This is a genomic window from Synechococcus sp. WH 8016 (assembly GCF_000230675.1).
In the GTDB taxonomy this organism is placed as follows: Bacteria; Cyanobacteriota; Cyanobacteriia; order PCC-6307; family Cyanobiaceae; genus Synechococcus_C.
In genome coordinates this window covers 280,736-306,811 of the sequence record NZ_AGIK01000002.1, presented here as the reverse complement: position 1 = coordinate 306,811, position 26,076 = coordinate 280,736, and the positions used below count along the sequence as shown (strand labels likewise).

The 26,076-nt window shown below is 50.0% G+C and carries 23 protein-coding genes; 12 read left to right on the top strand and 11 right to left on the bottom strand.

Annotated features, from left to right (window positions below; all coding sequences use genetic code 11):
- Positions 1-116: 116 nt before the first annotated feature.
- On the bottom strand, positions 117-2,828 hold the full coding sequence (locus SYN8016DRAFT_RS08350; protein WP_006853922.1) for a DUF3854 domain-containing protein: 2,712 nt from the start codon (positions 2,826-2,828) through the stop codon (positions 117-119).
- A gap of 68 nt (positions 2,829-2,896) precedes the next feature.
- On the opposite strand from SYN8016DRAFT_RS08350, the gene SYN8016DRAFT_RS15345 reads away from it, so the two are divergent.
- From SYN8016DRAFT_RS15345 to SYN8016DRAFT_RS15160, 3 genes are all read left to right on the top strand, one after another.
- The gene (locus tag SYN8016DRAFT_RS15345) at positions 2,897-3,088 is read left to right on the top strand and encodes a hypothetical protein (protein WP_136988014.1); all 192 of its coding nucleotides are present in this window, start codon (positions 2,897-2,899) and stop codon (positions 3,086-3,088) included.
- Positions 3,089-3,367: 279 nt separating this feature from the next.
- Positions 3,368-3,853: a hypothetical protein gene (locus SYN8016DRAFT_RS08340; RefSeq protein WP_006853920.1), complete on the top strand. Its 486-nt coding sequence runs from the start codon at positions 3,368-3,370 to the stop codon at positions 3,851-3,853.
- A 128-nt stretch (positions 3,854-3,981) separates the two neighbouring features.
- Positions 3,982-4,137 carry a multicopper oxidase domain-containing protein gene (locus SYN8016DRAFT_RS15160; RefSeq protein WP_006853919.1) on the top strand — a complete coding sequence of 52 codons (156 nt, stop codon included), beginning with the start codon at positions 3,982-3,984 and terminating at the stop codon, positions 4,135-4,137.
- A 24-nt stretch (positions 4,138-4,161) separates the two neighbouring features.
- Here SYN8016DRAFT_RS15160 and SYN8016DRAFT_RS08330 read toward each other — a convergent pair whose 3' ends face one another.
- Positions 4,162-4,542, bottom strand: a complete 381-nt coding sequence (locus tag SYN8016DRAFT_RS08330; RefSeq protein ID WP_141561451.1) for a MerR family transcriptional regulator — start codon at positions 4,540-4,542, stop codon at positions 4,162-4,164.
- Positions 4,543-4,600: 58 nt separating this feature from the next.
- Here SYN8016DRAFT_RS08330 and SYN8016DRAFT_RS08325 point away from each other — a divergent pair, with 58 nt between their 5' ends.
- Positions 4,601-5,299, top strand: coding sequence for a DUF305 domain-containing protein (locus SYN8016DRAFT_RS08325; protein WP_006853917.1), 699 nt, complete (start codon positions 4,601-4,603; stop codon positions 5,297-5,299).
- Positions 5,300-5,352: 53 nt separating this feature from the next.
- Here the strand turns inward: SYN8016DRAFT_RS08325 and SYN8016DRAFT_RS15955 are convergent, their stop codons facing one another.
- Positions 5,353-5,478 carry a hypothetical protein gene (locus SYN8016DRAFT_RS15955; protein WP_255445316.1) on the bottom strand — a complete coding sequence of 42 codons (126 nt, stop codon included), beginning with the start codon at positions 5,476-5,478 and terminating at the stop codon, positions 5,353-5,355.
- On the opposite strand from SYN8016DRAFT_RS15955, the gene SYN8016DRAFT_RS15780 reads away from it, so the two are divergent.
- Positions 5,458-5,547, top strand: coding sequence for a DUF3721 domain-containing protein (locus tag SYN8016DRAFT_RS15780; RefSeq protein WP_244278994.1), 90 nt, complete (start codon positions 5,458-5,460; stop codon positions 5,545-5,547). The two genes, SYN8016DRAFT_RS15955 and SYN8016DRAFT_RS15780, sit on opposite strands and share 21 nt — an antisense overlap.
- Complete coding sequence (locus SYN8016DRAFT_RS08315; RefSeq protein WP_006853915.1) at positions 5,544-5,813, top strand: hypothetical protein; 270 nt, start codon at positions 5,544-5,546, stop codon at positions 5,811-5,813. The genes SYN8016DRAFT_RS15780 and SYN8016DRAFT_RS08315 overlap by 4 nt, the downstream gene beginning before the upstream one ends.
- A 35-nt stretch (positions 5,814-5,848) precedes the next feature.
- Here SYN8016DRAFT_RS08315 and SYN8016DRAFT_RS08310 read toward each other — a convergent pair whose 3' ends face one another.
- Positions 5,849-6,382, bottom strand: a complete 534-nt coding sequence (locus SYN8016DRAFT_RS08310; protein ID WP_083825902.1) for a DUF411 domain-containing protein — start codon at positions 6,380-6,382, stop codon at positions 5,849-5,851.
- Positions 6,383-6,645: 263 nt separating this feature from the next.
- On the opposite strand from SYN8016DRAFT_RS08310, the gene SYN8016DRAFT_RS08305 reads away from it, so the two are divergent.
- From SYN8016DRAFT_RS08305 to SYN8016DRAFT_RS08295, 3 genes are all read left to right on the top strand, one after another.
- A complete protein-coding gene (locus SYN8016DRAFT_RS08305) occupies positions 6,646-7,395 on the top strand; it encodes a recombinase family protein (protein ID WP_236629520.1) in 750 nt (249 codons plus the stop codon).
- Complete coding sequence (gene mutT, locus SYN8016DRAFT_RS08300) at positions 7,395-8,582, top strand: 8-oxo-dGTP diphosphatase MutT (RefSeq protein WP_006853912.1); 1,188 nt, start codon at positions 7,395-7,397, stop codon at positions 8,580-8,582. Before SYN8016DRAFT_RS08305 ends, mutT begins: the two co-directional genes overlap by 1 nt.
- Positions 8,583-8,646: 64 nt before the next feature.
- Complete coding sequence (locus tag SYN8016DRAFT_RS08295) at positions 8,647-9,639, top strand: carbohydrate kinase (RefSeq protein ID WP_006853911.1); 993 nt, start codon at positions 8,647-8,649, stop codon at positions 9,637-9,639.
- Between the two features lie 31 nt (positions 9,640-9,670).
- On the opposite strand, the gene SYN8016DRAFT_RS08290 is transcribed toward SYN8016DRAFT_RS08295, so the two are convergent.
- Together SYN8016DRAFT_RS08290 and SYN8016DRAFT_RS08285 are read right to left on the bottom strand one after the other, a co-directional pair.
- Positions 9,671-10,642, bottom strand: a complete 972-nt coding sequence (locus SYN8016DRAFT_RS08290) for a hypothetical protein (RefSeq protein ID WP_006853910.1) — start codon at positions 10,640-10,642, stop codon at positions 9,671-9,673.
- A 54-nt stretch (positions 10,643-10,696) separates the two neighbouring features.
- Positions 10,697-11,845, bottom strand: a complete 1,149-nt coding sequence (locus SYN8016DRAFT_RS08285; protein WP_253909832.1) for a glutamine synthetase family protein — start codon at positions 11,843-11,845, stop codon at positions 10,697-10,699.
- Between the two features lie 30 nt (positions 11,846-11,875).
- Here SYN8016DRAFT_RS08285 and SYN8016DRAFT_RS15065 point away from each other — a divergent pair, with 30 nt between their 5' ends.
- A complete protein-coding gene (locus SYN8016DRAFT_RS15065; RefSeq protein ID WP_141561436.1) occupies positions 11,876-12,061 on the top strand; it encodes a hypothetical protein in 186 nt (61 codons plus the stop codon).
- 80 nt (positions 12,062-12,141) lie between these two features.
- Positions 12,142-13,596 (top strand): sodium:solute symporter family protein, encoded by a 1,455-nt coding sequence (locus SYN8016DRAFT_RS08280; protein WP_006853908.1) that lies wholly within the window; start codon positions 12,142-12,144, stop codon positions 13,594-13,596.
- Positions 13,597-13,603: 7 nt separating this feature from the next.
- Here SYN8016DRAFT_RS08280 and SYN8016DRAFT_RS08275 read toward each other — a convergent pair whose 3' ends face one another.
- Both SYN8016DRAFT_RS08275 and tsaE read right to left on the bottom strand, forming a co-directional pair.
- Positions 13,604-16,252, bottom strand: coding sequence for a 4Fe-4S binding protein (locus tag SYN8016DRAFT_RS08275; protein ID WP_006853907.1), 2,649 nt, complete (start codon positions 16,250-16,252; stop codon positions 13,604-13,606).
- Positions 16,253-16,278: 26 nt separating this feature from the next.
- Positions 16,279-16,800, bottom strand: a complete 522-nt coding sequence (tsaE, locus tag SYN8016DRAFT_RS08270) for a tRNA (adenosine(37)-N6)-threonylcarbamoyltransferase complex ATPase subunit type 1 TsaE (RefSeq protein WP_006853906.1) — start codon at positions 16,798-16,800, stop codon at positions 16,279-16,281.
- Positions 16,801-16,824: 24 nt separating this feature from the next.
- Between tsaE and ahcY the strand changes: the two genes are divergently transcribed.
- Positions 16,825-18,255, top strand: coding sequence for an adenosylhomocysteinase (gene ahcY / locus SYN8016DRAFT_RS08265; RefSeq protein WP_006853905.1), 1,431 nt, complete (start codon positions 16,825-16,827; stop codon positions 18,253-18,255).
- Positions 18,256-18,829: 574 nt separating this feature from the next.
- Here the strand turns inward: ahcY and SYN8016DRAFT_RS14730 are convergent.
- The 3 genes from SYN8016DRAFT_RS14730 to SYN8016DRAFT_RS08255 are packed head-to-tail and all read right to left on the bottom strand — an operon-like array spanning position 18,830 to position 25,721.
- Positions 18,830-19,627: a 4'-phosphopantetheinyl transferase superfamily protein gene (locus SYN8016DRAFT_RS14730; protein ID WP_006853904.1), complete on the bottom strand. Its 798-nt coding sequence runs from the start codon at positions 19,625-19,627 to the stop codon at positions 18,830-18,832.
- A complete protein-coding gene (locus tag SYN8016DRAFT_RS14540; RefSeq protein ID WP_006853903.1) occupies positions 19,603-23,682 on the bottom strand; it encodes a beta-ketoacyl synthase N-terminal-like domain-containing protein in 4,080 nt (1,359 codons plus the stop codon). Before SYN8016DRAFT_RS14540 ends, SYN8016DRAFT_RS14730 begins: the two co-directional genes overlap by 25 nt.
- Positions 23,679-25,721 carry an SDR family NAD(P)-dependent oxidoreductase gene (locus tag SYN8016DRAFT_RS08255; protein ID WP_006853902.1) on the bottom strand — a complete coding sequence of 681 codons (2,043 nt, stop codon included), beginning with the start codon at positions 25,719-25,721 and terminating at the stop codon, positions 23,679-23,681. Before SYN8016DRAFT_RS08255 ends, SYN8016DRAFT_RS14540 begins: the two co-directional genes overlap by 4 nt.
- Positions 25,722-26,076 lie beyond the last annotated feature (355 nt).

The window sequence follows — 26,076 nt, the reverse complement described above, 5'->3', positions numbered from 1 at the left end:
GTTCGAGTTATCAACAGTCTTCTTTGCTTCGAGCTGAGTGTGGCGACTCTATGGACTGGAAAGATGTTGGACGTTGCCCTGTTTTTGTAGTGGGGTGTGTAGATCTATAGACCCCACTACAAGAATGGGGACAGCTCCAACGCGATCACCTCAAAGCGGTAGGTACGGACGCCATCAACCTGGAGCCTCTGCCTCTGGGTGGTGAACCCCGCCACCTTGAGCAGCGCCTTGGCGAACGTTGCGGGGACGTCGTCGTCTGGTCCAGGAATGGTGACGCGGCCACCGAGGATGTCTCGCAGTTCCCGTGCCTCGTGCTTATTCAGGCTCTGCACCTCTGCTGCCATCGCGCGGAACTCAGCGCTATCGACAGTGAATGACCTTGCAGCGATCAGGTCATGCACCCTGACGCGCAGCATCCACACATAGGCATGGCTGGGGTCTACCGCTGCCAGGTCCACCCAAATGCCGTTCTTGGTCTCCCTACTGGCCTCTGAGTTGGCCTGGTCAATGGTCTTCTGACCAGTCATGACCTCATGGATCAGCTGGGTCCGGCGGCTCAGTTCAGCCTGCTTTTTCTGTTTATCCCGCTGAGCCTTCGGGATAACAACAGCGTTGTCGCTGATCAGCTCGTCAAACGGCCGGAGCGTGTAGCCCTGATCCTTGAGGCGGCATGCCAACACGTGCTCGTTATTGACGGCCTCATAGTTGACCCGAGCTTCGAGGGCGACTGAGTAGCGCACGGTTGCCGGGTCAACGCCTTTCAGGTGGTCTCGGTAGAGCTCCTGCATCTTCGGGTCGATCGCAGTGAACCTGGCACGGCTGACCTCTTCTTGTGATGTCCGCCCAGTTCCGATCTTTGCCATCGGTGCTGAGACAGGCGACAGCATGATCCGCCGATCTGCGCTTCGTGCCCTGGCGACGGCTTGCATGGCGTCTTGGGGGGCCATCGCGAATTGCTGCACACAAGCAGCGATGCCAACGGTTGAGGCCTCATACGAGATGCCAGAGACCACAGATGGGCTGTATCCGACCAAGGTGTACTGACCTGCGACCGCATTGGTGTTGGACATCAGTTCAGCGACCTCCAAGGATGAGGAGTTGTCGCTGTGGATCAGAAAGCTGCGAGAAAAAGGTGCGCTGAATTTCTTCAGTGACTCTGCTTCGCCCATCGAGAGCCAGACCTGCTGGCCTTGATCGATGGTCTGTCCGCACAGCTGCTGGAGCTTGTCGATGTTGTCAGCAGTAGCGGCGCCATAGAACAGGTCGGACTGCCGGCGAAACGTGGTGTTGATGACCTGAGGTTGAACACCAGACAGCGCCTGTAGCCATTCCAGCTCGATGTCGCCTATGCCCGCTTCAGCAGCGATGATGATGAGCTCTGGGTTTCGTATCAACCGTTCAACTGACCGGATCGCCTCACGCCTGCTGTCTCTCATCCCGTCAGTCCCGTCCAGGAGCAGATGCAGGGTTGCTTGGGTGAGCTCGTCAAGGAACAGCACAGCTGGCCTGGGGTTCTCCTCCAGGTCGTGGCTCCATCTCCACATGTCCAACTCGCCGCTGTCCTTCTTGATCGATTCGCAGCAGCAGAACAGACCGTCCCTGCGCTCTCCACGTTCACGCTCAAACGTGCCTCTGGATGAGCTGAGGTCCCTGACACCGAACTCAGCAGCGCCTTTGTGGACCAGCGAGGCACGGTGATACAGACCCAGCACGATGACCTTGTGGCCCAGGGCCTGCTCCATCAGGTCAATGGCACCGACTGAGGCCTTGGTCTTGCCAGTACCCGTGGGGCCCTCCAGGGCGATAATTCGCCCCTGCATCCGCGCCTTGACCAGGTCCTCCGGCTCGAACTCGCGATCGATCGTGGTCGTCCGCCAGTTGCCCTTCAGTCGGGAGTAATGGCCCTTTTGACCCTCGTTCAGGTTGAAGCTGTCGGTTTGATCGGCTGAGCGGTCAAACGTGCCGGCGACCAGTGCCTTGCCCTTCGCCGCGAAGTAGTCGTCCGTCTTGGCCTTGCCTGGATCTGTCCAGGTGAACCAGTTGGCATCAGCTCCAGCTCGATTCAGCTGCCCTGCTACTCGCTGCGCAGCGCGCTCAGAGTTGCTGCCGTTGTCAAACCTGACAATCATCCGACGGCCACCCTTCGCGAGCTTCTGCAGGGGCACACGGAGGCGATCTGATCGGGTCTTTTGCCCTGCTGAGTTGATGCCGTTAATGCCGACGGCGAGCTGACCATGGGAGGTCGCAGACAACGCCTTAAGGGCTGATTCCTCGACCCAGATGGGGACCGCCGGGTTACTGAAGATGAACTGCCATGCCATCTCCGGGGTGTACTCCTCCCGAGTGCAGATGAACCCGTGATGATCCAGCAGATGCAAGGCGTACTCCCACGTCAACGGCGGGAGGTAGACCTTCACCTGGGTGCCGGTGCAGTCGAAGCGAACTTCACCCTTCTCTCGGGTGCGGATGCTGGGGTGCTTGCGTTGGCCTGCAAAGTGCAGTCCGGTCAGAAGCACGCCTTTGTTGGTCATCCCGACGCTGTAGATGTTCCAGTTCTCGGGCGGAGTTTCTCGGAACCTGTAGTCCGTCTTGCGAGTGATGGAGCGCTCTTCCCAGGCGACCTCGTTAGGGCGCAGGTTGAGATTTTCTTTGACCTCCTTGATCTGCTCCTGTGCCTTGCGATTTAACGCCTCACGCCAGCCTTCATCAGCGCCAAGCGTGATCGCTCCGCGGATGTAATCGTCAAGATTAATCAGATGGTCGACAACTAACTCGGCTCTGAGTTGCTCAGTTGTGTGGGGCCTGAGGCCCTGAAAGTTCTTGCGCATTGGGTTTGTGTGTGAGGAAGGTCCGGACCGACCACCTCGCACACACAGGGCCAATGAACCCAAACGAGGTGGCTATCCGGCTCAGGGAGCTACTCCTGAGGTTGTTTAAGTTCGCCACAGAAGTGGCAAGAGAGCAGTTGTTGTTCTCGTTGCAAGTGTTCCGAAGCGGTGGCAACTACCTCGAAATGCCAACCCTTCAAGTTACCTGGGCTTGTTCAGGTTCGTTCGGAATGTCGATAACAACCGGAAGCCTGGAGTAGTTACCTCTCTCTCTTGGCTTCCTTTAGAACCGATCTTGATTCCTTTTACAAGGGCCAACCCAATAGATCCTCAGGATGGATGGAGAGAAGGCGTAGAGCCTTCATCGAGAAGCAGTGGGAGGCGACTGGAGGACGTCCACTTCGCTGGGAATGCTGCCCGCTAGATCACTCTGAGCAGCTACAAAATCACCACCAATCCGAATGGTTTGGCTCTTCCGGATGAAGCTCGATGACGCTGCTTGAAGCCCGTTGGAAGCCTGTTGGAAAGCGCACAAGTCGATGAACTCCTTCCCACAACTCCCTGGTGAGCCCGCAGATGCCTTCGAGCAGCTCCTGCTGCATCGAGACTTTGGCCCCAGTCGTCAGTTCAGTCAGACAGCGGATGTTGTGGGCTGCTCTGAATCAACCCTGCGCCGACGAGCAGAACAGTGGCGCTGGAACGAGCGTCTGGCTGACTACGACTCCGGGATGCTTCAGCAGGCATCAGAGGCACGAACGAAGGAGGACCTTGAGCGCTGCAAATACCAGCTTGAGACGTTCCGACAAGAGCAGCTCGCACGAGCTCGCACCGTTGGAGATCGAGCTGAAGAGCTACTGGCGATGGTCGAGCGCAGCGTCAGGCATCACCTGGAAGCTGGCACCGTTCTCCAAGGGCGTGAGCTTCCTTCCGTAATGGCCGCGGCCTGCAAGGCCTTGGAGGGTGCCATGAACATCGAGGCGACGGCTCTTGGGGTCGCAGGGCTGCTTGAAGATTTTTCGAACTAACGAAGACTTTTGACGGAAAGATGGAGTGAACACAGCATGAGAGCTTCTTGAAGCTGGTCCCCGTCAGCGCCATCTGGCTCCAGAAAACCTCCGGCGTTCAGCTCTAAGGTCTTCCATGCGATGGATTGATGAGGCTGGCCTCGATGCGGCCTTTTGTGCAGCATGTAGAAACCGTCCAAGCGCGCACCCGCTTCAACGACTTTGGAGGAAAAAGCGTTTATCATTGCCACGTTTTTGATCACGAGGATCTCGGCATGATGGGAAATATTTTGATTGAAGCCTGAACACTGCGATACTCGTACGACTGATCAAGCCCCGCCACAAGGCTCCCAGCTCTTCAACATCGTTTTGATCTCAGTCTCCAGCACCTTCAATTCATCCAGGCGCTCATGAATCTCGCTTAATTTTTCGCGCATCGTGGTCTTGAGATCACTGCAAGTACAGATTCCAGATCGCTGTGCCTGAATTACTTGTTTCACCAAATCAAGAGGCAAGTCCATGGCCCGCAGACGAAGGATTAGACTAAGATCGTCAAAAACAGACTCATCAAACAATCGATATCTGGAATCGGTACGTGATACTGGCAGCAATAAACCTTCATCACAATAAAAACGAATCGTTTTCACCGAAATGTTGCTTCTTGCAGAGACAACTCCAATCTTGAGTAGATCGCCAGGCGCTTTAGGCACGAAGGGTTGACTCTCCACTTACTGGAGACTCCACGATAGCGACGTGATTGTTCTTTCCATGCGTCGAATCGCTTTTGCTCTGGCCGCCATCTCGGCACTGCCCCCTCAAGTCGCATTGGCCCAAATGGACCAAATGCATCACCCAGCACCTGAAAAAACGAAAGAGGCTGCACCCCCCCATTCCGGCAACCATCAGCACCATGCCCATGGCATGGGACCAGCAGGCAGCACCTACGACCTGCGCTTTATCGATGGCATGGTCGAGCATCACACCGGGGCGTTGCGGATGAGTGAGTACGTCTTCAATATCGGCGCCCCTGGGGTGGGAGCCCTTGCGAACAGCATCTGGGACGAACAGGCCCGTGAGATCAAGGCGATGCGCCAATGGCGCAAGGCCTGGTATCCGGATGCACCGGTTTATCCCGTGGCATTGCGCCCTAACGGGGACCCCAACTCCATGGCAGATCTGGTGCGCATGAGTCCTGATGTGATTGCCGCGATGCGCATGTCGGGAACGAAGCCAACGCGCGACAACAGGGTGCAGTGGTTCTTAGAGGGAATGATTGAGCACCATGGAGGCGCACTTCAGATGGCACATGAGGCTCGGCAAAACTCCACCAACCCCACCGTCCTTCGCCTGGCGCGCGAGATCATCGTCGCCCAGCGCAAAGAGATCATCGAACTCCGCAAGATGCTGCAAAGCGGAGGACTGAATAAGCCGGACTACTACAAATTTGATGGCCTTTTCGCGCTGTGAAAGCAATCACTTTTAATGCCTTCACCACAACGATGATGGGATGGATCTCCATCTCATTCGCCCTCGTCGCTGCTTTCGTTGTCCATCCCATGGCCAGCCATGCTCACAGCAAAGGCATCTACCAATCCAAAGCTGACGCGCAACAACGTGCCAGTGAGATTGGTTGCAATACGCTGCATCAGAACAACGGAAAGTGGATGCCCTGCGCAGATGAGCGTGAACTCCACCGCCAACTTCGCAAGCTATGAACCAACGTCCGCTTTCACGGCGAGCACGCAAGATTCACCGTTGGCTGGTTCCAATCGCCGCTGTTCCGTTGCTGATCACCGCCGGTACGGGATCTCTCTACAGCTTGCTCTTAGAGCAAGGCATTGATGCCTTTTGGCTGCTCAAGATCCACACCGGAAATTTCGGTGTTCTGAACCTTCAGCCCGTCTATCCAATGCTCTTGGGTGGGCTCACCGTCATCGTGACCATCTCAGGTGCGGCAATGCTCTTGAAGCCATCGCGATGACACCTCATTCTCTGTAGCGGTCTCCCTGAAACCGCTCAGTAGCGCGCAAAGACGGAGGTTGTTCCGTCATGGGCAATAGCGAGCACCTCGAAACGTTCAGCCTCAACGCCTGCCACCTCCATCCCAGGGGAACCCATTGGCATCCCTGGAACTGCCAGGCCACGGATATTGGGCCGTTCCGACAAAAGACGGTGGATCGCAGAAGCAGGCACATGCCCTTCGATCACGTATCCCTCCACCACAGCGGTGTGACAAGAAGCCTGTTGCGGACTGACACCACGCGCCTTCTTCACGGCATCCATGTCCTCGGTGACATGGTCCTCAATGCGGTATCCCGCTGAAGCGATGTGGGATCCCCATGACGTACAGCAACCGCAACTCGCCGATCGATACACCGTTATCTGTGGCCCGGTCGCACCACTAGTGACGGGCATCTCACCATCCCCTTTCGCATCACCATGCGCCTCAACCGGTTGAATCACCCAGAACAGTGAGACGACCACGAAGGCTCCGACCAAGCTCTGTCGCAAGGCAGTTGAACACAGGTGCGCAAAACGCGAAGCCTTCATGGATTCCTTTAGGAGACAAATGAGATCAAGCTCCGCATTATCGCGAGTTGAGCTTTGTCCAGACCAGTTCCAGGCTCTTGCTGGCATCGATGCGCAGACAGCACGAATCGTGCTGGAGAACTCGGTAGCTCTGAAGGTGGATAACTCGGGGCTTTATTGAGTTCAGCGTCGGCCTTCATGGCATGCGCTGACTACCCATCGATAAAGTTCGCTGTTACAGGTTCAACCGACGTAGACTTGTGGAACAACCGACTGGATTCCCGTTGTCTTTGCCTGATCGTCCTCTGAGTCCGAGTCGTTGGCTGGCCTACTACCGGGTCAGTACAGATCGCCAGGGAAACTCCGGCCTGGGCCTCGAAGCGCAGCGGGCCAAGGTTGAAGTAATGGCTTCCGAGCGGGGGGCTGTGATTGCGGCTGAATTCGTGGAGGTTGAGAGCGGTCGGAAGAACGATCGTCCTCAGTTGGCCGCGGCTCTGGCTCAGGCTCGCGCGGAGAAGGCTGTCATTGCTGTTGCCAAGATCGATCGTCTGGCTCGTGATGCTGGCTTCGTCTTGAAGCTCGCCAACGAGGCAGAAAAGAACGGGATGGGTGGCTTCATCTTCTGCGACTTGCCAGACATTGATGCCACCACCAGTGCTGGTCGGATGGTTCTCACGATGATGGCCAGCGTTGCTGAGTTCGAGGCACGTCGGATCAGCGAGCGAACTAAAGAAGCGTTGGCCGCGGCCAAGGCCCGAGGCGTGTGTCTTGGGGGGTACCGGGAAGGTGCTGCTCAGAAGGCGTCGGAGCGCAAGCAGAAGGCCATTGCTGAGGCGGAGGGACTGCGCGGGGTTCTTGAGCCAATGGTTCGTGCAGGCTTGAGCTACAGGGCCATGGCTGATGCGCTTGCAGGGGTTGGCAAGCTCAGCAGCACGGGAAAGCCACTGGCTCCGGCGCAGATCGGTCGGATCCTGCAGCGCTTGGGTTTGTCGGGAAAGCTGCTGGGCAGTGACCAGGCTTGGGTCGCTGCCTGATGGGTCAACGACGCAGCGCTGAGCATCGCGACTTCAGTCCTCTAGCGGCTGAGCTCAGTCACTCCCTGCTGGCCTGGTGGGAAGTCCACGGCCGGAAGGATCCTGCGCTGAAGCCGTGGATGTTCACCAAGGACGGAAGGTGGCCCGAGCCCCATGAACATCTCAATGTCCTGGAGTGCTGGATTGCCGAGGTGATGCTGCAACAGACCCAGTTGCAGGTGGCGTTGCCTTACTGGGAGCGCTGGATGGAGGCTTTCCCCTCGATTGAACGACTGGCGGAGGCGCGTGAACACGATGTTTTGCTGTTGTGGCAGGGGCTTGGTTACTACTCGCGAGCCCGCCGTCTTTTGTCTGGAGCAAAGCCATTGCTTGATCAGATCGCTCCTGCGTCAAGCACGAGGCTCTTGGCTTGGCCAAAGGATCTTGACTGCTGGATGGGCCTCCCTGGGATTGGCCGCACCACTGCAGCTGGGATTCTTTCTTCTGCTTTCAACAGCCCGTTGGCGATTCTTGATGGCAATGTGCGCCGGGTCTTGGCACGGCTTCAAGCCCATCCCAGACCTCCAGCACGTGATCAGGCTTTGTGTTGGCAATGGAGTGAGGCTCTTGTTGCAGCCGTACCCAGCCGTGCTCGTGATCTCAATCAGGCGCTGATGGATCTGGGGGCCACCGTTTGCACTCCCCATTCACCAAACTGCGGGGTCTGTCCTTGGCAGAAACATTGCGCTGCTTACGCTGCTGGCGATGTTGGTCGCTATCCCGTGAAAGACACCCCTCGAGCTGTTCCCTTTCAAGTGATTGGTGTCGGTGTTGTGCTGAACGAAGCCGGTGAGGTGCTGATTGATCAACGTCTCAATGAGGGACTGCTCGGTGGCCTCTGGGAGTTTCCCGGCGGGAAACAGGAGCAGGGAGAGCTGATCGTGGAGACCATCTCTCGTGAATTGCGGGAGGAATTGGCGATTGAGGTGGCTGTGGGGGAGGAGCTGATCAGCGTTGAGCACGCTTACAGCCATAAAAAGCTGCGGTTTGTGGTGCACCTTTGCCAATGGATCAGCGGTGAACCGCAGCCATTGGCGAGTCAGCAGGTGCGTTGGGTGAGCCCGCAGTGTTTGGCTGACTATCCCTTCCCTGCAGCGAACGCCAAAATAATTGCGGCGTTGTTGAAGGATTTGCCACGGATGAGTTGATTGTGTAAAAACGGTTGTCGTTGCTGTTGTCTTTGGCCAGCCTGAAGTCAGCCGCCCTGTCCCAATGGCTGAAGGTTCTGCTTTGGCTCCGCGAGTGTTGTGTCTGGGTGAGGCGTTGGTGGATCGGCTTGGTCCCCTGGGGGGGGATCACGCTACGGCTGCACCGGAAGCTTGTGATGATCGCTTAGGTGGTGCACCCGCCAACGTGGCCTGTGCACTCGCTCGGCTCGGCACCGCCGTGGGCCTGATTGGTCGACTCGGTGAGGACGCGATCGGCGCGGACTTTCGGGCGTTGTTCCAGCGGCGTGGTGTTGATGTGCAAGCCCTTCAATCCGATCCAAGCCGACCAAGTCGGGTGGTCTTGGTGCGACGTCATGCCAATGGTGAAAGGGTTTTTCAGGGTTTTGCAGGAGATCAGAGCCTGGGGTTTGCTGACCAGATGCTGGATTGTTCCGGCTTGGAAACGGTCTGGACTGGTGTGTCGAAGCAGGCCCGTTGGTTGTTAGTGGGCACGATTCCATTGGCGACTACGGCGTCCGCCGAAGCTTTGCTGTGGGTGTTGGCTCAGGCAAAGGCGGCGGGTCTTGCGCTCGCTTTGGATGTGAACTGGCGTCCCACATTCTGGGATCCCGAGGCGGATCCAGCGGCTGGTCCTACCGCTGATGCATTGGCGGTGATCAAGCCGTTGTTGGAGCAGGCCTCCCTGATCAAGTTGGCCCGAGAGGAGGCGTTGTGGTTTTTCGGTCATGATGATCCTGTTGCGATTGCTGCATCTCTTCCCCAAGAGCCCGATGTTGTGGTGACCGACGGAGCTGAACCCGTTCGCTGGTGGATCGAGAAGCAGATGGGCAACATGCCGGTGTTTCATCCATCTCAGGTGGTCGACACCACGGGTGCAGGGGATGCCTTCACTGCTGGACTGTTGCACTATTGGGATCGACCGGTGAACGACCGGTTGCGCTTTGCAGCAGCGTGCGGTGCACTCGTTTGTGGCGGTGCCGGTGCCATTGATCCACAACCGCGCGAGCAGGACGTCCTCGCTTTTCTGGCCCCATGATTGAGCGGGCTCATCGGCCTCGGATCGTTGCCTAAAGCGGTGTGATCGGCTTTGGATTTTCGATGTCGTAGTCGATGATCTCGGCAGGTAAGCCTCTCAGGGATTCCTTGGGGTAGATCGTGAAATCTTCGACTCGTTTGAACAGTGGAAGGAGCACCCTCGCTAAGGCATTCGGTGCTCCGTAAAAGAAAGAATGATGCCCGAGGAGGAATTCCGTGGTCCCCGCCTCTTCCTCGCAAGAGCAATCATTGAGGAACTGGCGCATCGTGATGCGCTCTTCCGCTGTAAGGGCTGGGTGAGCCATCACTGGAAAGTCCCGTTGGGCTGCAATTAATCCAGCTTTGCGCCAGTCCACCCTGGAGAGGGTTTGAATCAGAGCCTTGCGTTCGAGGCGGAAGTCAACGCACTCCAGCTGCCGTTCTTCCATCGCCATCACGTCTTCGATGCAGTGGCGCTGAAGCAAGCGCCACTTGGTTCGGGCATCGTCGTGGACGACTAAAGAACAAAGACGCGCGCGTTTGTAGGCACTGATCAGAGCTGTATTCGCCTCGCTACGCCCCAGGAACTGAAAAATGAATTGAGACCCTGTGCCGATGTAGTCATCCAAGATGACGATCGCTCTCTTGCTGCGATCGAGGTGACTCTGATGCAGGGCCTCGATAGTTTTGAAGTGGTTGACAGAGAGCCTATTCGCTTTTCGGTAGACGTATGAAGCCATGTCTCCGCTCTTGCAGACGAATGCTCTTGTGAAGTCGATGTCGCTGAACCCTTCCACATCAAAGCCGTCGTCACGAAGATCCATGCAGAGGCGCTGATGGAGTAACCGACATTCACGAAGCATGCGCGCCCAGCTGTGGAGTTCCATGCACTCCAGAAGGCGGATGGCGATTGGTTGATCATCCACAGGAAATTGCCCCAGCCAGCGCTTGATGGCTGTGAGATTGATCTCCGGTTCATTCCAGGCGTTGCTCAGGCGTTCCAGTTGTTGCGCTGCTGATTGCATCAGAGTTCCATCGCTGCTTGTTCTTGGAGCAGCCGGCGAGCTGCGGTTTAGCTCTTAGATGAGTCCTCCCACGATTGGCCACCAGCAACCGTCACTCACTTGTTGCTCTTCCGATTTGGTTTCTACACGGCCGATTTCAGCAGCAAGGCTGTCTAAGAGCGAACCGTGCAACAGCGGACCCATGGCTTCAAGAAGGACAGCGTCGCTCTCCAGTGCCATTCGTGCCTCAACAAGACTGGCTGGAAGCCTTGGGATGGAGTGATGTTTTACCAATGCAGGATCGCCGATCTGCTCTGGTGGAAGGATGCGTTGATTTCTCATGGCATCCAGAACCTGGGCCTGTAGTGCACCGAGTAAAAGGTAGGGATTTGCAGTGGGATCGACTGCCTTGATCTCCAGGTGGGCCGCACTTTGATCTGTCGCGGTAGGGATGAAGCGAACAGCTGCCTCACGGTTCTCCATCCCCCAGACCTGGAAGGGCGCAGACCAGCTGCTGGGCACGAGGCGTAGATAGGACACGGGCGAAGGGCTGGCCAGCGCTACCAGTCCAGGGAGCTGTTCGAGAACCCCTGCGATCAGAGCTTCGCCTTCAGGACGTAGCCCATAGGGCCCGGAACCGTCCTGTAGCAAGGGGCCTTGAGAATCTCGGACGCTGAAGTGTAAGTGTCCTCCATTGCCGACCCAGTCCAGACGGGGCTTGGCGCTAAAGCTGCTGTACCAGCCGAAGCGGCGGGTCACACGCTGAATCACCAATCGGGCACGAATCAGTTGGTCCGCCGCTTGAAGGGGGTCTTGGGCTGCGAAGGAGAGTTCGAACTGGGAAGGGCCATATTCGGGATGAAACTGGAGCCAGTCCACATCGGCTGCATCCAGCGCCTCGAGCAGTGCCGAGGCGTAATCGAGGCCTTCGATCAAGCGGTCCGCGCCATAGGGCCCACCAGCGATTACCGCCTTTGGAGAGCCGTCGTTGTCTGGGGTGATGACGACCCATTCCAGTTCAAATCCGGCTGTGAGGGACAGCCCTTCTCGATGCAACGTTTCTCCCATGCGGCGGCAGAAGTGGCGCTGATCTGCCTCGTAGGCATCACCGCTGTTGCGGTTCCATCGTTCGCCGGCGGCCCAGCCAAAGCCCTGTTTAGGGTCCAGCATCGCCAGGGAAGATGGATCAGCCTTGAGGCGCAGATCTCCATGTTTGGCGTGCACTGTTTTAAGGATGACGCCTGCTGGGTTCTGATGCTGCGCTCCTGTGGCCTTGGTGTGGTGGGCCTGGATGAAACAGTGATTGATCAGAATCAACGCTCAGAAGGAGTCCGTTTGATGGTTGTCATGCCTAGCCGCTTGCCTTGGTTGGCTTTGCTCGCTGCCGTTGTTTTGGCGTTAGTGGTGCATCTTCAGGCTGATTCAGCCCTGCCCTTTTGAGCTGGCATGCCCGCTTGGGTGTTGATGTTCATCGTCCTGCAGGCGGCACTCACCCTGATCGCTGCTTGGATCGCCCGCCCATGACCACCACCCTGATTTCTGCGCTGATCTCTCTTGTTGTCTACCTGCTGGCTTTGCTCTGGCTAGGTGCTCAGAGTCTTGGGGGACAAACCAACAGCGCCGACTCCTATTTTCTGGCTGATCGCCGGCTGCGAGCCGGCGTGCTGTTTTTCACGCTGATCGCCACGAATTTCAGCGCCTTCTTTTTTCTTGGCTTTGCGGGCGCGGGGTATCGCATCGGCATTGCTTATTACCCGATGATGGCCTTTGGAACAGGATTGGCTGCCCTAAGTTTTGGCAGCCTGGGCTGCCGGGTACGCAGGCTCAGTGCTCAACATGGCCTGATCACTCCGTCCGAATTGATCGGCCATCTCCTCCCTGGGGAAGGGCTGCGTCTGTTGGTGCTTGTGGTCATGGTGTTGTTCACCCTTCCCTATTTGGCTCTGCAGCCTTTGGGCGCAGGGTATTTGCTTGAGAGTCTCACGGGAGGCGCCGTGCCTTTTGCAGTGGGAGCAGTGCTGCTCACGGTTGTGATTGTGCTTTATGTCGTTGGTGGCGGTATGCGTGCTGTTGCGCGTACCGATGTGCTTCAAGGAGTGCTGATGTTTTTGCTGATGCTGATGGCTTTTGTCGCTGTGGCCAAAGGTGTTGGTGGGGTTCAAACCGCAAATCGCACGCTTTTGCAACAGCTTCCTGATCTCTTTAGTGGGGCTGGACGCAATGATTTTTTTACGCCTCGAATGATGGCGAGTTACTTGCTCCTTTGGCCGTTATGTCTTCCGATGTTTCCGCAGATGTTGATGCGTTTTTTCGCTGCTGGGGATGATCGCTCGCTGAAACAGTCGATGGTGATTTACCCCGTCGTGGCGGGAGTGCTGTTTGTCTGTCCCGTGATGATTGGGATGTGGGGGCATCTGGCCTTCCCCGATCTGGTAGGTCGCGCATCCGATCAGATCATGCCCTTGATGCTTGGGCATTACAGCCCGGAGTGGTTAACGGGAATCGTGATGGTGGGGGCCTTGGCTGCGTTTATGTCCACTTTGGATTCGCAATTGTTGGCCCTGTCGTCGATGCTGACTCGCGACTTATATAAAAGGTATTGGCGCCCGCAAGCGTCTTTGTCGGAGCAAGTGCGTGTTGGGCAGCTTGTGGTGATCGCCCTTGCGGTTGCGGGTCTGGTGATCGCCCTTCGTCCGCCGGAGGCGATTCTTTCGCTGGCAACCCATGCCTTTTCGGGGCTCGCCCTGCTGTTCCCGATGTTGGTGGGGGCGGTCTATGGCCTGCGCTGGTCCGTTGTTGGGGCGATGTTGTCGGTGATTGGGGGGGAAGCCGTTTTGCTGGGTTTTGCAATGGGCGTAATTCCGGAGGTGTTTCAGGGGGGCTGTCTGCCTTTGATTCCTGCACTCGTTGTGTCCTGCACGGTTTTGGGAGTGGATTACGTGATCGCACAATGCTCAAGGCCGGCGGAAGCCTGATCTGATTTCAGTGAAGCTGCAGTTTTGTTTTTGGACTGCAGGCCCAGGCCAATTGACGGGTTAGTTCCACTTCAAGCACAGGGGCTACATCCAGTAGCTCTCGAAAGGCTGGCCCATCGAAGGTCAGGGCCATAAGGCCCAAGTGAGTGGCTCGATGATCGTGACGGCTTCCACTCGTGCCTGCACCACCCAGGTAATCCAGTAACCCGAGAAAGCTCAGAGGTGTATTGCTGGTTGCTGGTGCCAACACCAGAGTTTGGCTGTTGAGCTCACAGCCACCTTTCAGCAAAATGGCAACGCCGTCTTCTGGAAGCTTGATTTCTTCTCCTGGAATCCAGGTCTTAAGGGTGCTGATTTTGGGAAGTCTGCTCAATGTTCTTGGCTCCAGCAGGCTCAGCAGCTTTTGTCCAGCTGGTACTTTCAATAGTTCTGCTAGGTCTTCGCTCCCGTTTGGGGTTTGACGGAGTAGTACCGCGTTGGCCCAATGACGTGTGGAGGGATCGAAGGATGTCTTGGCAAGGCTTTCCAGAACTTCTTGCGCTGTTGGCAGGTTTTGAAAATCCAGTGTGGCTTTGGGTTGGTCAGTCAACCAATGCCGAAGCGCAAGCGTTGTGTTGTCTTCACTGCTTAGGAAGGTGAGCACGCTTTCAGGGACTGAAGCAAGCAGGCTCAGCTGATCAGATTTGAGACATTCAGTAGAACGTGCAACCAGGATGCGCTGCTGAAGCTCGACTAAGGACGGCATCAGCCTCGCAATGTGTTTGTCGATGCTCAGAAGTAGAGGGAGAAGAAGCGGGTTGTCCTGACTTCTTTGACGAAGGACCCAGCGTTCGCTGAGATGGATTTCAATTGCCTTGTAAAGGTGTTTGAGCTCTCGTTCACTGCGATTTGAGTTGGGGGAGAATTCAAGGACCGTTTCTTGCCAGCTCTCGTTGTCAAGGCCACTTTCGATCCGGATACGCTCGAGTTCTTGATTTAAAGCGTCTGGGATGCGTTCCGGTGTGATCGTTGTGCAGTGGCTGATACGAAGCAGATTTTCAATTTCTTCCATGGCGGCACTGCAGCGGAGCTCCAGGCCAGCAAGATCCATCGCGCTGAGTTCTTGCAGTTTTGGATTTTCTGCCACCAGTACTTCAATGGCAGCGCGGTGCTCGTCTTGGGTCAGGCCAAGACTGAGGCGGAGCTCCTCGAGTTGCACTAAGGCCGTGCGTCGATCAAGGCGTCCCTGCTCCAATTGTTCTTTCAAGACGTTGCTGTAGATGGATCGTCTTTCGCTCTTGGCCTTGGCGGGAAGTGCTTTTGCCAAGGTGAAGACCTCAGTTGGGCTTAGATCCTTCAGACGACGCCCTCCGAGCAGATCGGAGAGCTGATCCCCAAGTTTGATCAATTGCTTGCGCAAGCTTGTGCTTGTGCTTTCACGTTCATAGAGCTGTTGATTGCGGTTCCAACCCCGATAGAGCCACATGGCCATGATTGCCATCACCACCAGCCTGAATACGGCATGCCCATGTGGTCCCATCCACGGCAACGGGCTTCCCTTGAAGATGAAATAGCTATTCACCGCGATGACGGTGCTCAGCAAGCGGGTTCTATGGATTGCGATTGCCTTGGCATCTGGATGTTCGTTTTGCCGGAAGAGGTCTTCCTGCCAGTGCTCTAGCTGCCGAAATAGGAGCTGGGAGATCACGGCGGCGGCCGAGATGATGATGGGAACGGCGATCAGCCTTGGAAACGTGGGCCAGCCATACGGAAAAATGGAATCCCAGGCCATAGAGGCCAAGCGGTTGTCGTAGGTATAGAGGTGGCTTTTGAGATAGTCGAGGTTCGCAAATTCTGTGTCTGTAGGGGCGTAACTTTCGATGAGTAAAAAGAAGCTGATTACTAAGCCTGGATAGGAATACCAGGCCCAGTTGAGTCCTCGCTTCTTCTGGAGATTGGCCCAGTAATGGCGCTCCGCATCAATGTCCATGCATGGTTTGATGCAGGCCACACAGGCACTGACATCGGCCTGCCCCGCGTCTCCCGCCTTTGTGCGGCACATCGACTGAGTGGTTCGTGATGTTGGGTTGAGATGGGCATCCCGACCAGGAAGGCTCCGCGGACCGGTAATCACTTGCTGTGCCACCCCAAAGGGGCAGACGTACTGACACCACGACTTGCCAGCGTAAGCCCATCCTGTGATGAGCGCCCCGAGAAGAGCAGCCCCACACATCACGGCAAGCACGATGCCATTGCTGTTTGCGATGAGGATTCTCATGCTTAGACCGGTGATCAGCAGGCCCCACTGCAGCTGGATGTGATGACGGCCAAGCCAAGAGGATTCATCAACGAAAACCAGTTTTTGTTTGCCGCGCGTATCGGTAATGGTGCGCTGCGCTCCAAGGGCTTTGGCAAGTTGGGAGACGAAGGAGAGTGGGCAAATGCGGCGCCAAAGTGCATGGCTGAACACTATGCAGAGCAACACAGCAGGCAGGCCGATATTCCAGAAGATGTCGTTCGCGAAGCTGTCGCTGCAGATCTTGAAGTCGCTGCAGATGTCAGGGCGAGCCACGGATCCCGTGGGCACCACCATCATCACAAGCAGAATCAACCATCCTCCAAGCAGAAACCAACGCAGAACGTTGATCCGCTGTTCGCCTTGAGCTTCAGGGTGCATCGTCTCAGCCGAGCCTCATGACATAACTAAGTCTTGTACGGTGATTCGTCATCGGCCGGCTTGCTTGGCATCTGAAGAGTGGCGATTCGTCCGCCGCTCGCGGCATAGCTGAGATCCAAGATCCAGGCGTCTGGAAGGGAAAGGCTGAGCCGCTCCGGCCACTCCACTACAAGCAAGGCTCCTATTGCGTTTGCCTCTTCTTCCTCTTGAAGGAAAAGATCGTCTGCTGCGGCAGCTTGCTCGAGCCGGTAAAGGTCGAGATGGATGAGAGGGGGGGTTCCTTCGGGGTAGTGCTGAGCAAGCGCGAAGGTGGGGCTGGTGATTGGTTCTTGGATTCCTAGAGCCTCGGCAAGGCCTTGCACCAGAGAGGTTTTGCCTGCACCGAGGGGTCCCTCTAGCAGCACGATGTCATTTGGTTGAAGGCGCGCTGCCAACCTCCGGCCAAGGTCTTTTGTGGCCTCGAGATCGTCAAGGATCCTTGTCTCATCTGTAGATTGGCTGACAAGGGAGCCCGAAGCCTCGGCGTCTCCGAAGTATTTATCGTTCACATCCTCCCCAGGGAGCTTTTCAATATGGTGGCAACAGCCGCGGCAACGGCCGAACTTCAGGTCGCAAAGGATTACGTGATTGCGGATATCGGTTTAGCCGATTTCGGGCGCAAAGAGCTTGATATTGCTGAGACCGAAATGCCCGGTTTGATGGCATTGCGTACCAAGTACGGCAAGGAGAAGCCCTTGAAGGGAGCCCGGATCGCCGGCTCCTTGCACATGACGATTCAGACAGCTGTTCTGATCGAAACCTTGGTCGAGCTCGGTGCTGATGTGCGCTGGGCCTCCTGCAATATCTTTTCCACCCAGGATCATGCTGCGGCTGCGATGGCTGCTGGTGGAATTCCCGTCTTTGCCGTCAAGGGTGAGACCCTTGAGGAGTACTGGGATTACACCCACAGCATCCTCGAGTGGGGTGATGGTGGAACGCCCAACATGATCCTCGACGATGGTGGCGATGCCACCGGTCTGGTGATGTTGGGAAGCAAGGCTGAGCAGGACATCACCGTGCTCGACAATCCTTCCAACGAAGAGGAGACCTTCCTGTTCGCTTCGATCAAGAAGAAGCTGGCGAAGGATTCCAGTTTCTACAGTCGCATCAAGGCTGAAATTCAGGGCGTGACCGAGGAGACCACCACGGGCGTGGCTCGTCTCTACAAGATGCAGAAGAGTGGAGAGCTTCCCTTCCCTGCGATCAACGTCAACGATTCGGTTACGAAGAGCAAGTTCGACAATCTTTACGGATGTCGTGAATCGCTGGTTGACAGCATCAAGCGTGCGACCGACGTGATGGTGGCTGGTAAACAGGCCCTCGTGGTTGGCTACGGCGATGTGGGCAAGGGTTCAGCCCAGTCATTGCGTGGTCTTGGCGCCACCGTTTGCATTGCTGAAGTGGATCCCATTTGCGCCTTGCAGGCTGCGATGGAGGGTTACCGGGTTGTCCGCCTTGAAGATGTGGTGGACCAGATGGACATCTTTGTGACCGCCACTGGCAACTACCAGGTGATCCGCAATGAGCACCTGGTGAAGATGAAGGACGAAGCGATCGTTTGCAATATCGGTCACTTCGACAACGAGATTGATGTGGCCTCGCTCAAGGCCTATGAGTGGGACAACATCAAGCCTCAGGTGGATCACATCACCTTGCCAAGCGGCAACAAGATCATTCTTCTTGCCGAAGGTCGTCTCGTCAATCTGGGCTGCGCCACTGGCCACCCTAGTTTTGTGATGAGCAACTCCTTCACGAACCAGGTGTTGGCTCAGATTGAGTTGTTCACCAAGGGCAATGAATATGGCAAAGAGGTGTATGTGCTGCCTAAGCACCTTGATGAGATGGTGGCTCGCCTCCACCTTGAGAAGATCGGCGCCAAACTCACTGAGCTGAGCAAAGATCAAGCTGATTACATCAATGTTCCCGTGGAAGGCCCTTACAAACCAGATCACTATCGCTATTGATCAGTTCGCTCATGACCTATCCACCAGGCCGCAAATATGCCTGGTGGATTTTTACATTTTAAGTTTGATGCCCTGAATAATATGTAGTGCTTCTATCCTATTTTGTGTGAGTATAAAAATTGATCAGAGAGTTGCTCGATGAGATGATGCAATTAGGCTGTGAAGTTTTAGGTTGTCTATGGAGTCATTTCATAAGTAGTATTTGCTAAAAACATCATTCTCATGCATTCTTTTAAGCTTAAGTGGGCTCAGTATCATCTGTCTGAGTGGACGGCTTTTATTAGTAGCGGGTTGTACCCTGCGCGATAAAGTCGTATACATTTACTTATTAATCAGTAGATTAAGAGTCTCCAACTAAAGTTTTTTCTAGTACGCTATATGCATAAAGATTCTTGCAGAGGCCCTAAAAATTGCATTAAAATTAATAACTTTTTTAATTTTTCTAACTAAAATATACATATAGCCTGAAACGCTCTTGACTTACGCGTTTGTGGCATGATTTTGAGCGTGGTCGCCCAGATCCTCTAATAGACTAATTTGCCGAATAACTTTGTAGCTAGGTATGCATAAATGTCTAGGATAAGACAAAAGTAACGAGATTGTCTTCTTCATGTAAGCATTGAACAGGATAAGCAACCCCTGCATGGGAGATTGTTATAATCATTTGAGCAGTGTCAACATCCTTGACCATGAAGTCAAGGGGATTCCATGTTGAGAGGGAATTAGCTTTGTAAACACTTTCTTTGGCAGAAAAAGCACAAAGCAAAATAAATTGATCATATCTTTTCAGAGAATTAAATTCTATTTCTGAAAAGGCAATTTTTAAATCATCAAGGTGTGATATTGATGCATGATTTAATATATCAATGCCTAGCTTATGTGTCAGCGAAGAAATGGCAACTGCTGAGCCAAGGTGATGTGAAATAGAAATACTAGGCACTTGATTGCTTGCAAGATATGGACTTTCTACAAATGGTAGTCCATTATCATTATTCAATATTGATATATCAACAGGAGATAAAAGGATGGAGAACTTATCTTTAACTAGTTTACGAACTGAATTTTTTGCGGCAATACGTCCCATGAGCCAATCTTTTTGATGTTGCGTTGAACGGAGAGCATACCAATGTTTTTTCTCCTTTTTGGAGAGAACAAGATGTGCTAGGACTCTCATCCATATTTTCCATGAGTCTTCCAAAAATCCGTCAGGAAATGCTCTTAAATATTGACAATATAGATGATTAGGCTTGATGTCTTTTGTAATAAATGATGAACTTGGATTTAGACGACATTTGTAGTACTCATTTGGGATATCAAAATATCTATCTTCCCAACCTTCGAGGCAGGCTATGACATCACCTGATTCGTCCACAAACTCAAAATAAGCGGTAGTTTGACGATCTGAAATAAATTTAATTTCGCCTTTACACCGTATTTGCTTTCATCAGGCAAAATATCTGTAAACTGAGAAAAACTTTTGACACTAAAAGGAAAAACATTAAAATCTGTACCAAACTGCTCTGAGACCCAGTAACCAACAAGTTGACCTGCAGCATCAATAAGACCACTATCTAATCTAAATTGCGGTTGTTCTGTGAATTCAAAGAAATTACTTGTTGATATGACCTGTAAAGTTGCATCGATCCCTTTATTAGACCAGCCATTAATCTTTTTTACTCCCTGAAATCTGGGCCCATGGAACATACCGGTTTTATATAATTCGTCATCACTCCATCTAGAGCTCTTCAAGTCAGACTCTAGAAAACTAATAGCATGAGAGGGAATATAATTTCTAAAAGAATTTGAACAAACAACTATACCTTCAAAAACTAATTGAAGGCCAATTTTAGAATCTGGATTATATTGGTAGATCTTGGCATCAATACTTGTTTCCCCATTTGTATTGGAAACGAATTTTGCCTTTACGGTTAAGGTGAGTGAATCTTCATCAATTGCCAGCCATCGATAGCCCCTTATCCCTTTAATTTCGAGAACTTTGTTATTACCACCACAAGCAAAGTCTGCTGCCTCGGAGATTATCTCCATGCTTATTGTAAATGGAATAACAGGTAAACCAACTAATAGTTTATTATTAATTGAAAGATTAGCACCAAGTGTGTGGTCAATAAGGAAAAGGTCTTTGTCAATGGAAAAGGTTCTTTCAAACACTATCTCTGAAGAATTAGCCTCGACAATCGATCCCAATAAGGGGTAAGTATGATGGTTAAGCTCATTGGGATCATGTTTTAAATTAGAATTTTGAATATTTTTATTGAGACTATTGGCAACTAAATTCATTGTATTTTGCTCGCTAATTAGAAAGCTGTTCATTAATTTGCTGTGTTCGTTAATGATTGAAAGATATTCTTGATTATGCTGTAATGAATTACTTGATATTGATTTTGATTGCTCCGGATTTGTACTACTTAAACTTTTTGTCTTGACTTTATTATCTATACTGGCTTGAACTGACTCAGTCTTATTTTCAGTTGAATTAGTAATAACTTCTTTGGATAGATGCTTGAGAGTTGAAGAAAATTCGGCTGCTGTATCGGTACTAAGCCTCATAATAGGCATATTAAGCTTTAAAAGCTGACCATTGTTATTCGATGGTGGATTAATATCCTCAATATTAATATCGATCACCTCTCTGCCATCAAAGAGAAGACTTAAATTAAGATTATGTCTTACTGCAAGTTTTGCAAGGAGTTCCAAAAAGAAAGAAAGAGAATTTTTACTGCGATGATTCGTTGCAAATGCAGCTATAGCATTATCCGGAAAAATATCCTTTATAAAATTTGTAAGATTTGAGCTTGGCCCTACTTCAATAAAAGTATCAATGCCAGACTCCCTTGCTAATTCAATTGTTTTTGCAAAATTAACAGTGTTAGTCCATTGATTAACCGCTAAGTTTACGATTGATTCTTTGTTGTCTGGGAATTCACAAATCGAATAACAACTAAATACTTTTTTATCGCTTCGAGAGTATTCAAAAGACTCATAAAACTCTTGAAAAGCAGTTGCCACTTTATTAAAGAGAGGCGTATGATATGCTCTATTAAAAGGTAATAATTGTATAAAAGCACCATTAATACCTAGATATTCTTGAACCCTACTAGAGACAGAATTTGTACAATATAGGATTTTTTGATTCGGACAGTTATCCATTGCAAGAAAGACATCATTCGGATATTCTGATAAAAGAAAATCAAGTGTCTCATCTTGTATACCACCACATGCAAGTAAATCACCGGTGGCAATTGGTTCATCTTTCAGGCAGTTCTTATAGATTTTATTTAATGAGGACATGACTTCAACTATTTGGTTTTCATTATTAATTGGAATTAAACCGGATGCAACTAGTGCTGTATTTTCACCTGAGCTATGACCTATCATTGCCTTACATGGAACACCAAGTTCTTCTAGCAGTGAATATAATGCAAGGCTTGTAATAAATACTATTTCTGACGAGTAATCCATTTCAAATAATTTCTTTTTAACTTCGTCCTCTGTTTCACCGCTAATAGAGCCCATAGCAGGGTACAGGACTTGGCTAGCAAGTAGATCTCTTTCATTAATTGACATTGAATCTAAGATATCTAGCCAGTGCCTGATACTTGGAAAGTAGATTGCTAGATCTTTAATTATGCCTGAATATTGAGAGCCCTCACCGGGGAACAGGAAGCAATTTGCATTACTATCAATCTCATCAATTTTGTTGGCAAAAATAGATTTAGGAGGTTTTTTTAAATTAATAGGTGAAGAAATTAGCCACATTCTTGCTTTTTCTATTTTTTGAGATAGGTCAGTATAGCTACTGGTGACAAAACTAATTCTATGTGAGCAATTGGGTTCTTTTGATAAATAAAATGCAAGATTTCGTACTTGACAATCTGGATTATTGTCTATAAATTTCTTTAGAACTATTAGTTTTGTATTTACTTCATCCCATGAATTGCCTTGGATTAAAAATAATTCAAAAGGCCATATATTGCTTGATGCTTTTGAATTTTTACTATTATCAGACGGTATGTATTCTTCAAGAACAGCATGAGAATTAATCCCCCCAAAGCCAAAAGCATTAACACCAGCTCTACGTGGATATGGTAAAGAAGAAGAATGAACCCAAGGCTTTGTTTCAGTATTAATATAAAGACGAGTTTTGTGAATTTCTAATTCGGGATTAATGCTTTCACATAGCGTAGGAGGTAGTACTTTATAATACAGTGATAAAGATGTTTTAATAAGACTAGCTACACCTGCTGCTGGAATAGTATGTCCAATCATGGACTTAATACTTCCTACAGCACATGTAGGATGAATTTTTTTTATGTTCCCTAAGACTTTTGATAGAGATCGAATTTCAGTTTGATCACCTAGGGGAATTCCTGTTCCATGTGCTTCTATCAGGCCTATAGTTCCTGCATCAATATTTGCATTCTTATAAGCTCTTTCTAAAGCTAAGATTTCTCCTTCCTCTTTTGGTGCTAATAAACCAAGACCTCTACCATCGCTAGCAGTACCTATACCTTTTATGATTGCATATATACGATCATTATCTCTCTTGGCATCTTGCAATCGCTTAAGAACTACCATACCTAACCCTTCGGATAATAATGTCCCATCAGCATGATCACTAAAGGGTGTGATAGTAGTATCTGATAAAGCTCCTAGTTGACAAAATATCATATTGATTTGTGGTGGTGTTGATGCGTGAACACCCCCTGCTATCATCATATTGCACCTTCTACTATTTAACTCATAAATTGCTTGATCTACAGCGACAAGAGAAGATGCGCAAGCAGCATCAATAATATAGTTTGGGCCCATTAAATCCAATCTATTAGCAATCCTACCGGTGATAATGTTAGGGACTAATCCTGGTGCCATCTCTGCATTGAAAGGTGGCAATGAATCTTCAAGCTCTTTTCTAATTCTATTCTCTAGTGTTGAATCTAGGCTAGGAGAGACTTTTCTCAATATCTCAATTGTTTGATCTATAATTTGACCATGTTGAAGAAGTGTATTATACCCTCTGTTGATATATGTTCCCCTCCCTAGTATAATCCCAGTATTTCTCCTGTCGAAATCTTTTTGAATATACCCTGCATCATTAAGAGCATCATAAGCAAGTTTGAGAGCTAAAAAATGATCTGGTTCTCCACCATCTACTGAATTTGGCATTATCCCATATTTAATCGGATCAAAATGAGATATATTTCCAATAAAACCACCTTTATTGTTATTGATTCTGTTACTTAGCTCTGATCCTTTGTCATAATAGTTTTGACACCAATCGTCCCCAGCTTCTGTAATGCTGTTGACTTTGTTGATTATATTTGACCAATACTCATCTTTATTTTTAGAGCCTGGAAATAATGCTGAGACGCCAATAATGGCTATGTCATTAGGTTGAGAATTTGTCATTGTGAGGATAGACGATTTAACGAGGCAATGCATGTACCTTTTAATCCATTCATTTTGATTACTAGTTCTCCATTCTCGGCGTAGTAAAAAACGTCATAAGTCATATTAATGCCATCAAAATCTTTGATTTTAAGTATACTTATAAAAGTTTCTGAAGAGCTTGTCTTTCGGTATCTAATTACAGAATCGAACTGACTTGGCAAAGGTGTAGTATTATGCATTTTACGAGCCCAGACAATAGCTAATTGAGGCCCAGTATCCAACAGACCAGGATCAAATATCCAGGATTGATCTTGCTTAATAACACTAAACCAGTCTTGTATTGTGCTCCCTTTCACTATACTTGAAATACCACTTGTAGTTGCTTCAGTAGTTTTTTCAATTAGTTGAAATAAAGGACCATGGAATAAACTATTCTTATATAAATCACTGGCGTTCACATTAAACAATAACTTTTCGCTGTTAAAGTTTTCATTACTTGAGTCTGGAAAGCTGTTTCCGAGTATTACAGTGGCTGAATAATAAACTTGATTTGTTGTATTATCTACGATTGATGCAGATACAGAAAATTCATTTGCATAGGCGTGAGTCGAAGGCTTTGCCCTTACTTTTATCGATTTGGACATTAATTCACTTTCGATAACAATTCCTTTTAATACTCGAAGACTTCTTACTTCTGTGACTATCCAGTCTGGCCATGCTTTTTGAACTAATTCAGCCATCAATTCCATGGCTCCAGTAGCAGGAATGACAGGATTTGCATCGATTTTGTGATCATTAAGGAAGATATGATTGGATTTGTCAATTTTAAAATAATAACTGACTGACCCTGTTGGTTCATAGTCTATTTCAGATTCTATAAAAGGCAGTCGTGAACTCTGATCAATAGTAGATGTTAAGCATTTCTCTGTATCATGAGTTTCATACCCAACCCAGGGTCCTTTACCGGCAATCACTTCAACAGTATTTATATACCCACCTAGGAATGCTTTTTCAAACATTAATACACCAGAATGTAACGGTATTGGTATAATTTTTTGCTGCCTGAATCTTTCTTTTACGCTTTCATTAGCCATACCTGTAGTGTCCCACGGTCCCCAACAGATGCTATTTACACAGAGATTAGTATTTAAATGTTTTGCATAACATGCGAATCGTGAGATTGTTTCATTGGCTGATGCGTAGTCTGATTGACCAACATTACCAAAGCGTCCAGCAACTGAACTGAAAAAAATCAATAATGACAGATTCTTGATATCAATGTATCTATATATTGCCTCCAATACTGTTACTTTAGTCTTATAAACTTGTCTAAATGCATCAATGTTCTGATCAAGAAACAATTTATCCTTTAATATACCAGCTGCATGGATGATTCCGTCGATCCTTCCGTATTGGGAATAAGTGTCCTTAACTATTGATTCTAAATCATCGAGCTTCGTGACATCAGCTGTCTTGTATTCAATAGTGACCCGGCTATTTGTCAATATATTTATATTATCATTGATTTCTTTTTGCCGAAGTATATTGCTACATTCCCTATTGATTTCTGCAGGAGATGGAATTTTTTCTCCCTTATAGTGATCTATAAGTGCTTTTCTAAGCTCCTCAAAGTTATTGTAATTTGCAAACTCTTTACGAGAATCTATTTCAAACGACCTGCCGATAATTATTAGGGTACATTCTGTGTCTTGAATATGCTTCAGGCATTCAGCAGTAATTCCCCTTGCACCACCAAATACTAAGATAATTAAATTCTCTGTTGTCCGCTTCTCATAAGTTAGATGAAAAGGAACTTCTTTAACATTGAAAACAATTCTTTTATTATTGATGTATCCAACCTCTAACCTTCCTTCATATTTTATTTCTTCCATTATATTCTTTGCATTAAAGTGACTATCAATTGATGCGTCTAAATCAACTGCTTTGAACTTACAATGGCGGTGTTCAATTGATAGACATTTAAATAGTCCTAAAAAATAAGCTCCATAAATAGAATGCAATGAAGAGACTTTGGTTCTAGCAAAGTCTCCACCCATTAATGTTACAGCAGTAAAAAGAATTGTCTTCTTTATTGAATGCGATCTGCTTAAAGCATAATGTATAAGGCTTCTGAAATATACTAATTCTTTAAATATTGATTCCGTACTGATTGAATCGTTTTCGTCTTCTAAAAAAATAAAAGTTATTCCCTGTAAATCATTTAACTCGATCTTGTTGCGTAGAAAATAGTTGTCCCAGTCATAGTCACCTATACTCCTATCTTCATCTACATAATAAACATCACAATCATCGGCTTCAAGGCAACTCTGTAATTCATCTCCTAATGTATGGAATTTGCCTACTATTAAATGACTACCCTTATAGTTGTTATGACTAATTTGTTGAAGAGGT

Excerpts from the sequence above, each read along its gene's own strand:
- SYN8016DRAFT_RS08350 (WP_006853922.1), bottom strand. The coding sequence starts at position 2,828 with ATGCGCAAGAACTTTCAGGGCCTCAGGCCCCACACAACTGAGCAACTC.
- SYN8016DRAFT_RS08340 (WP_006853920.1), top strand. The coding sequence starts at position 3,368 with ATGAACTCCTTCCCACAACTCCCTGGTGAGCCCGCAGATGCCTTCGAG.
- SYN8016DRAFT_RS15160 (WP_006853919.1), top strand. The coding sequence starts at position 3,982 with ATGAGGCTGGCCTCGATGCGGCCTTTTGTGCAGCATGTAGAAACCGTC.
- SYN8016DRAFT_RS08325 (WP_006853917.1), top strand. The coding sequence starts at position 4,601 with ATGCGTCGAATCGCTTTTGCTCTGGCCGCCATCTCGGCACTGCCCCCT.
- SYN8016DRAFT_RS15955 (WP_255445316.1), bottom strand. The coding sequence starts at position 5,478 with ATGCAGCGTATTGCAACCAATCTCACTGGCACGTTGTTGCGCGTCAGC.
- SYN8016DRAFT_RS08315 (WP_006853915.1), top strand. The coding sequence starts at position 5,544 with ATGAACCAACGTCCGCTTTCACGGCGAGCACGCAAGATTCACCGTTGG.
- SYN8016DRAFT_RS08310 (WP_083825902.1), bottom strand. The coding sequence starts at position 6,382 with ATGAAGGCTTCGCGTTTTGCGCACCTGTGTTCAACTGCCTTGCGACAG.
- mutT (WP_006853912.1), top strand. The coding sequence starts at position 7,395 with ATGGGTCAACGACGCAGCGCTGAGCATCGCGACTTCAGTCCTCTAGCG.
- SYN8016DRAFT_RS08295 (WP_006853911.1), top strand. The coding sequence starts at position 8,647 with ATGGCTGAAGGTTCTGCTTTGGCTCCGCGAGTGTTGTGTCTGGGTGAG.
- SYN8016DRAFT_RS08290 (WP_006853910.1), bottom strand. The coding sequence starts at position 10,642 with ATGCAATCAGCAGCGCAACAACTGGAACGCCTGAGCAACGCCTGGAAT.
- SYN8016DRAFT_RS15065 (WP_141561436.1), top strand. The coding sequence starts at position 11,876 with ATGCTGCGCTCCTGTGGCCTTGGTGTGGTGGGCCTGGATGAAACAGTG.
- SYN8016DRAFT_RS08280 (WP_006853908.1), top strand. The coding sequence starts at position 12,142 with ATGACCACCACCCTGATTTCTGCGCTGATCTCTCTTGTTGTCTACCTG.
- SYN8016DRAFT_RS08275 (WP_006853907.1), bottom strand. The coding sequence starts at position 16,252 with ATGCACCCTGAAGCTCAAGGCGAACAGCGGATCAACGTTCTGCGTTGG.
- ahcY (WP_006853905.1), top strand. The coding sequence starts at position 16,825 with ATGGTGGCAACAGCCGCGGCAACGGCCGAACTTCAGGTCGCAAAGGAT.
- SYN8016DRAFT_RS14540 (WP_006853903.1), bottom strand. The coding sequence starts at position 23,682 with ATGACAAATTCTCAACCTAATGACATAGCCATTATTGGCGTCTCAGCA.
- SYN8016DRAFT_RS08255 (WP_006853902.1), bottom strand. The coding sequence starts at position 25,721 with ATGGGTGGAGACTTTGCTAGAACCAAAGTCTCTTCATTGCATTCTATT.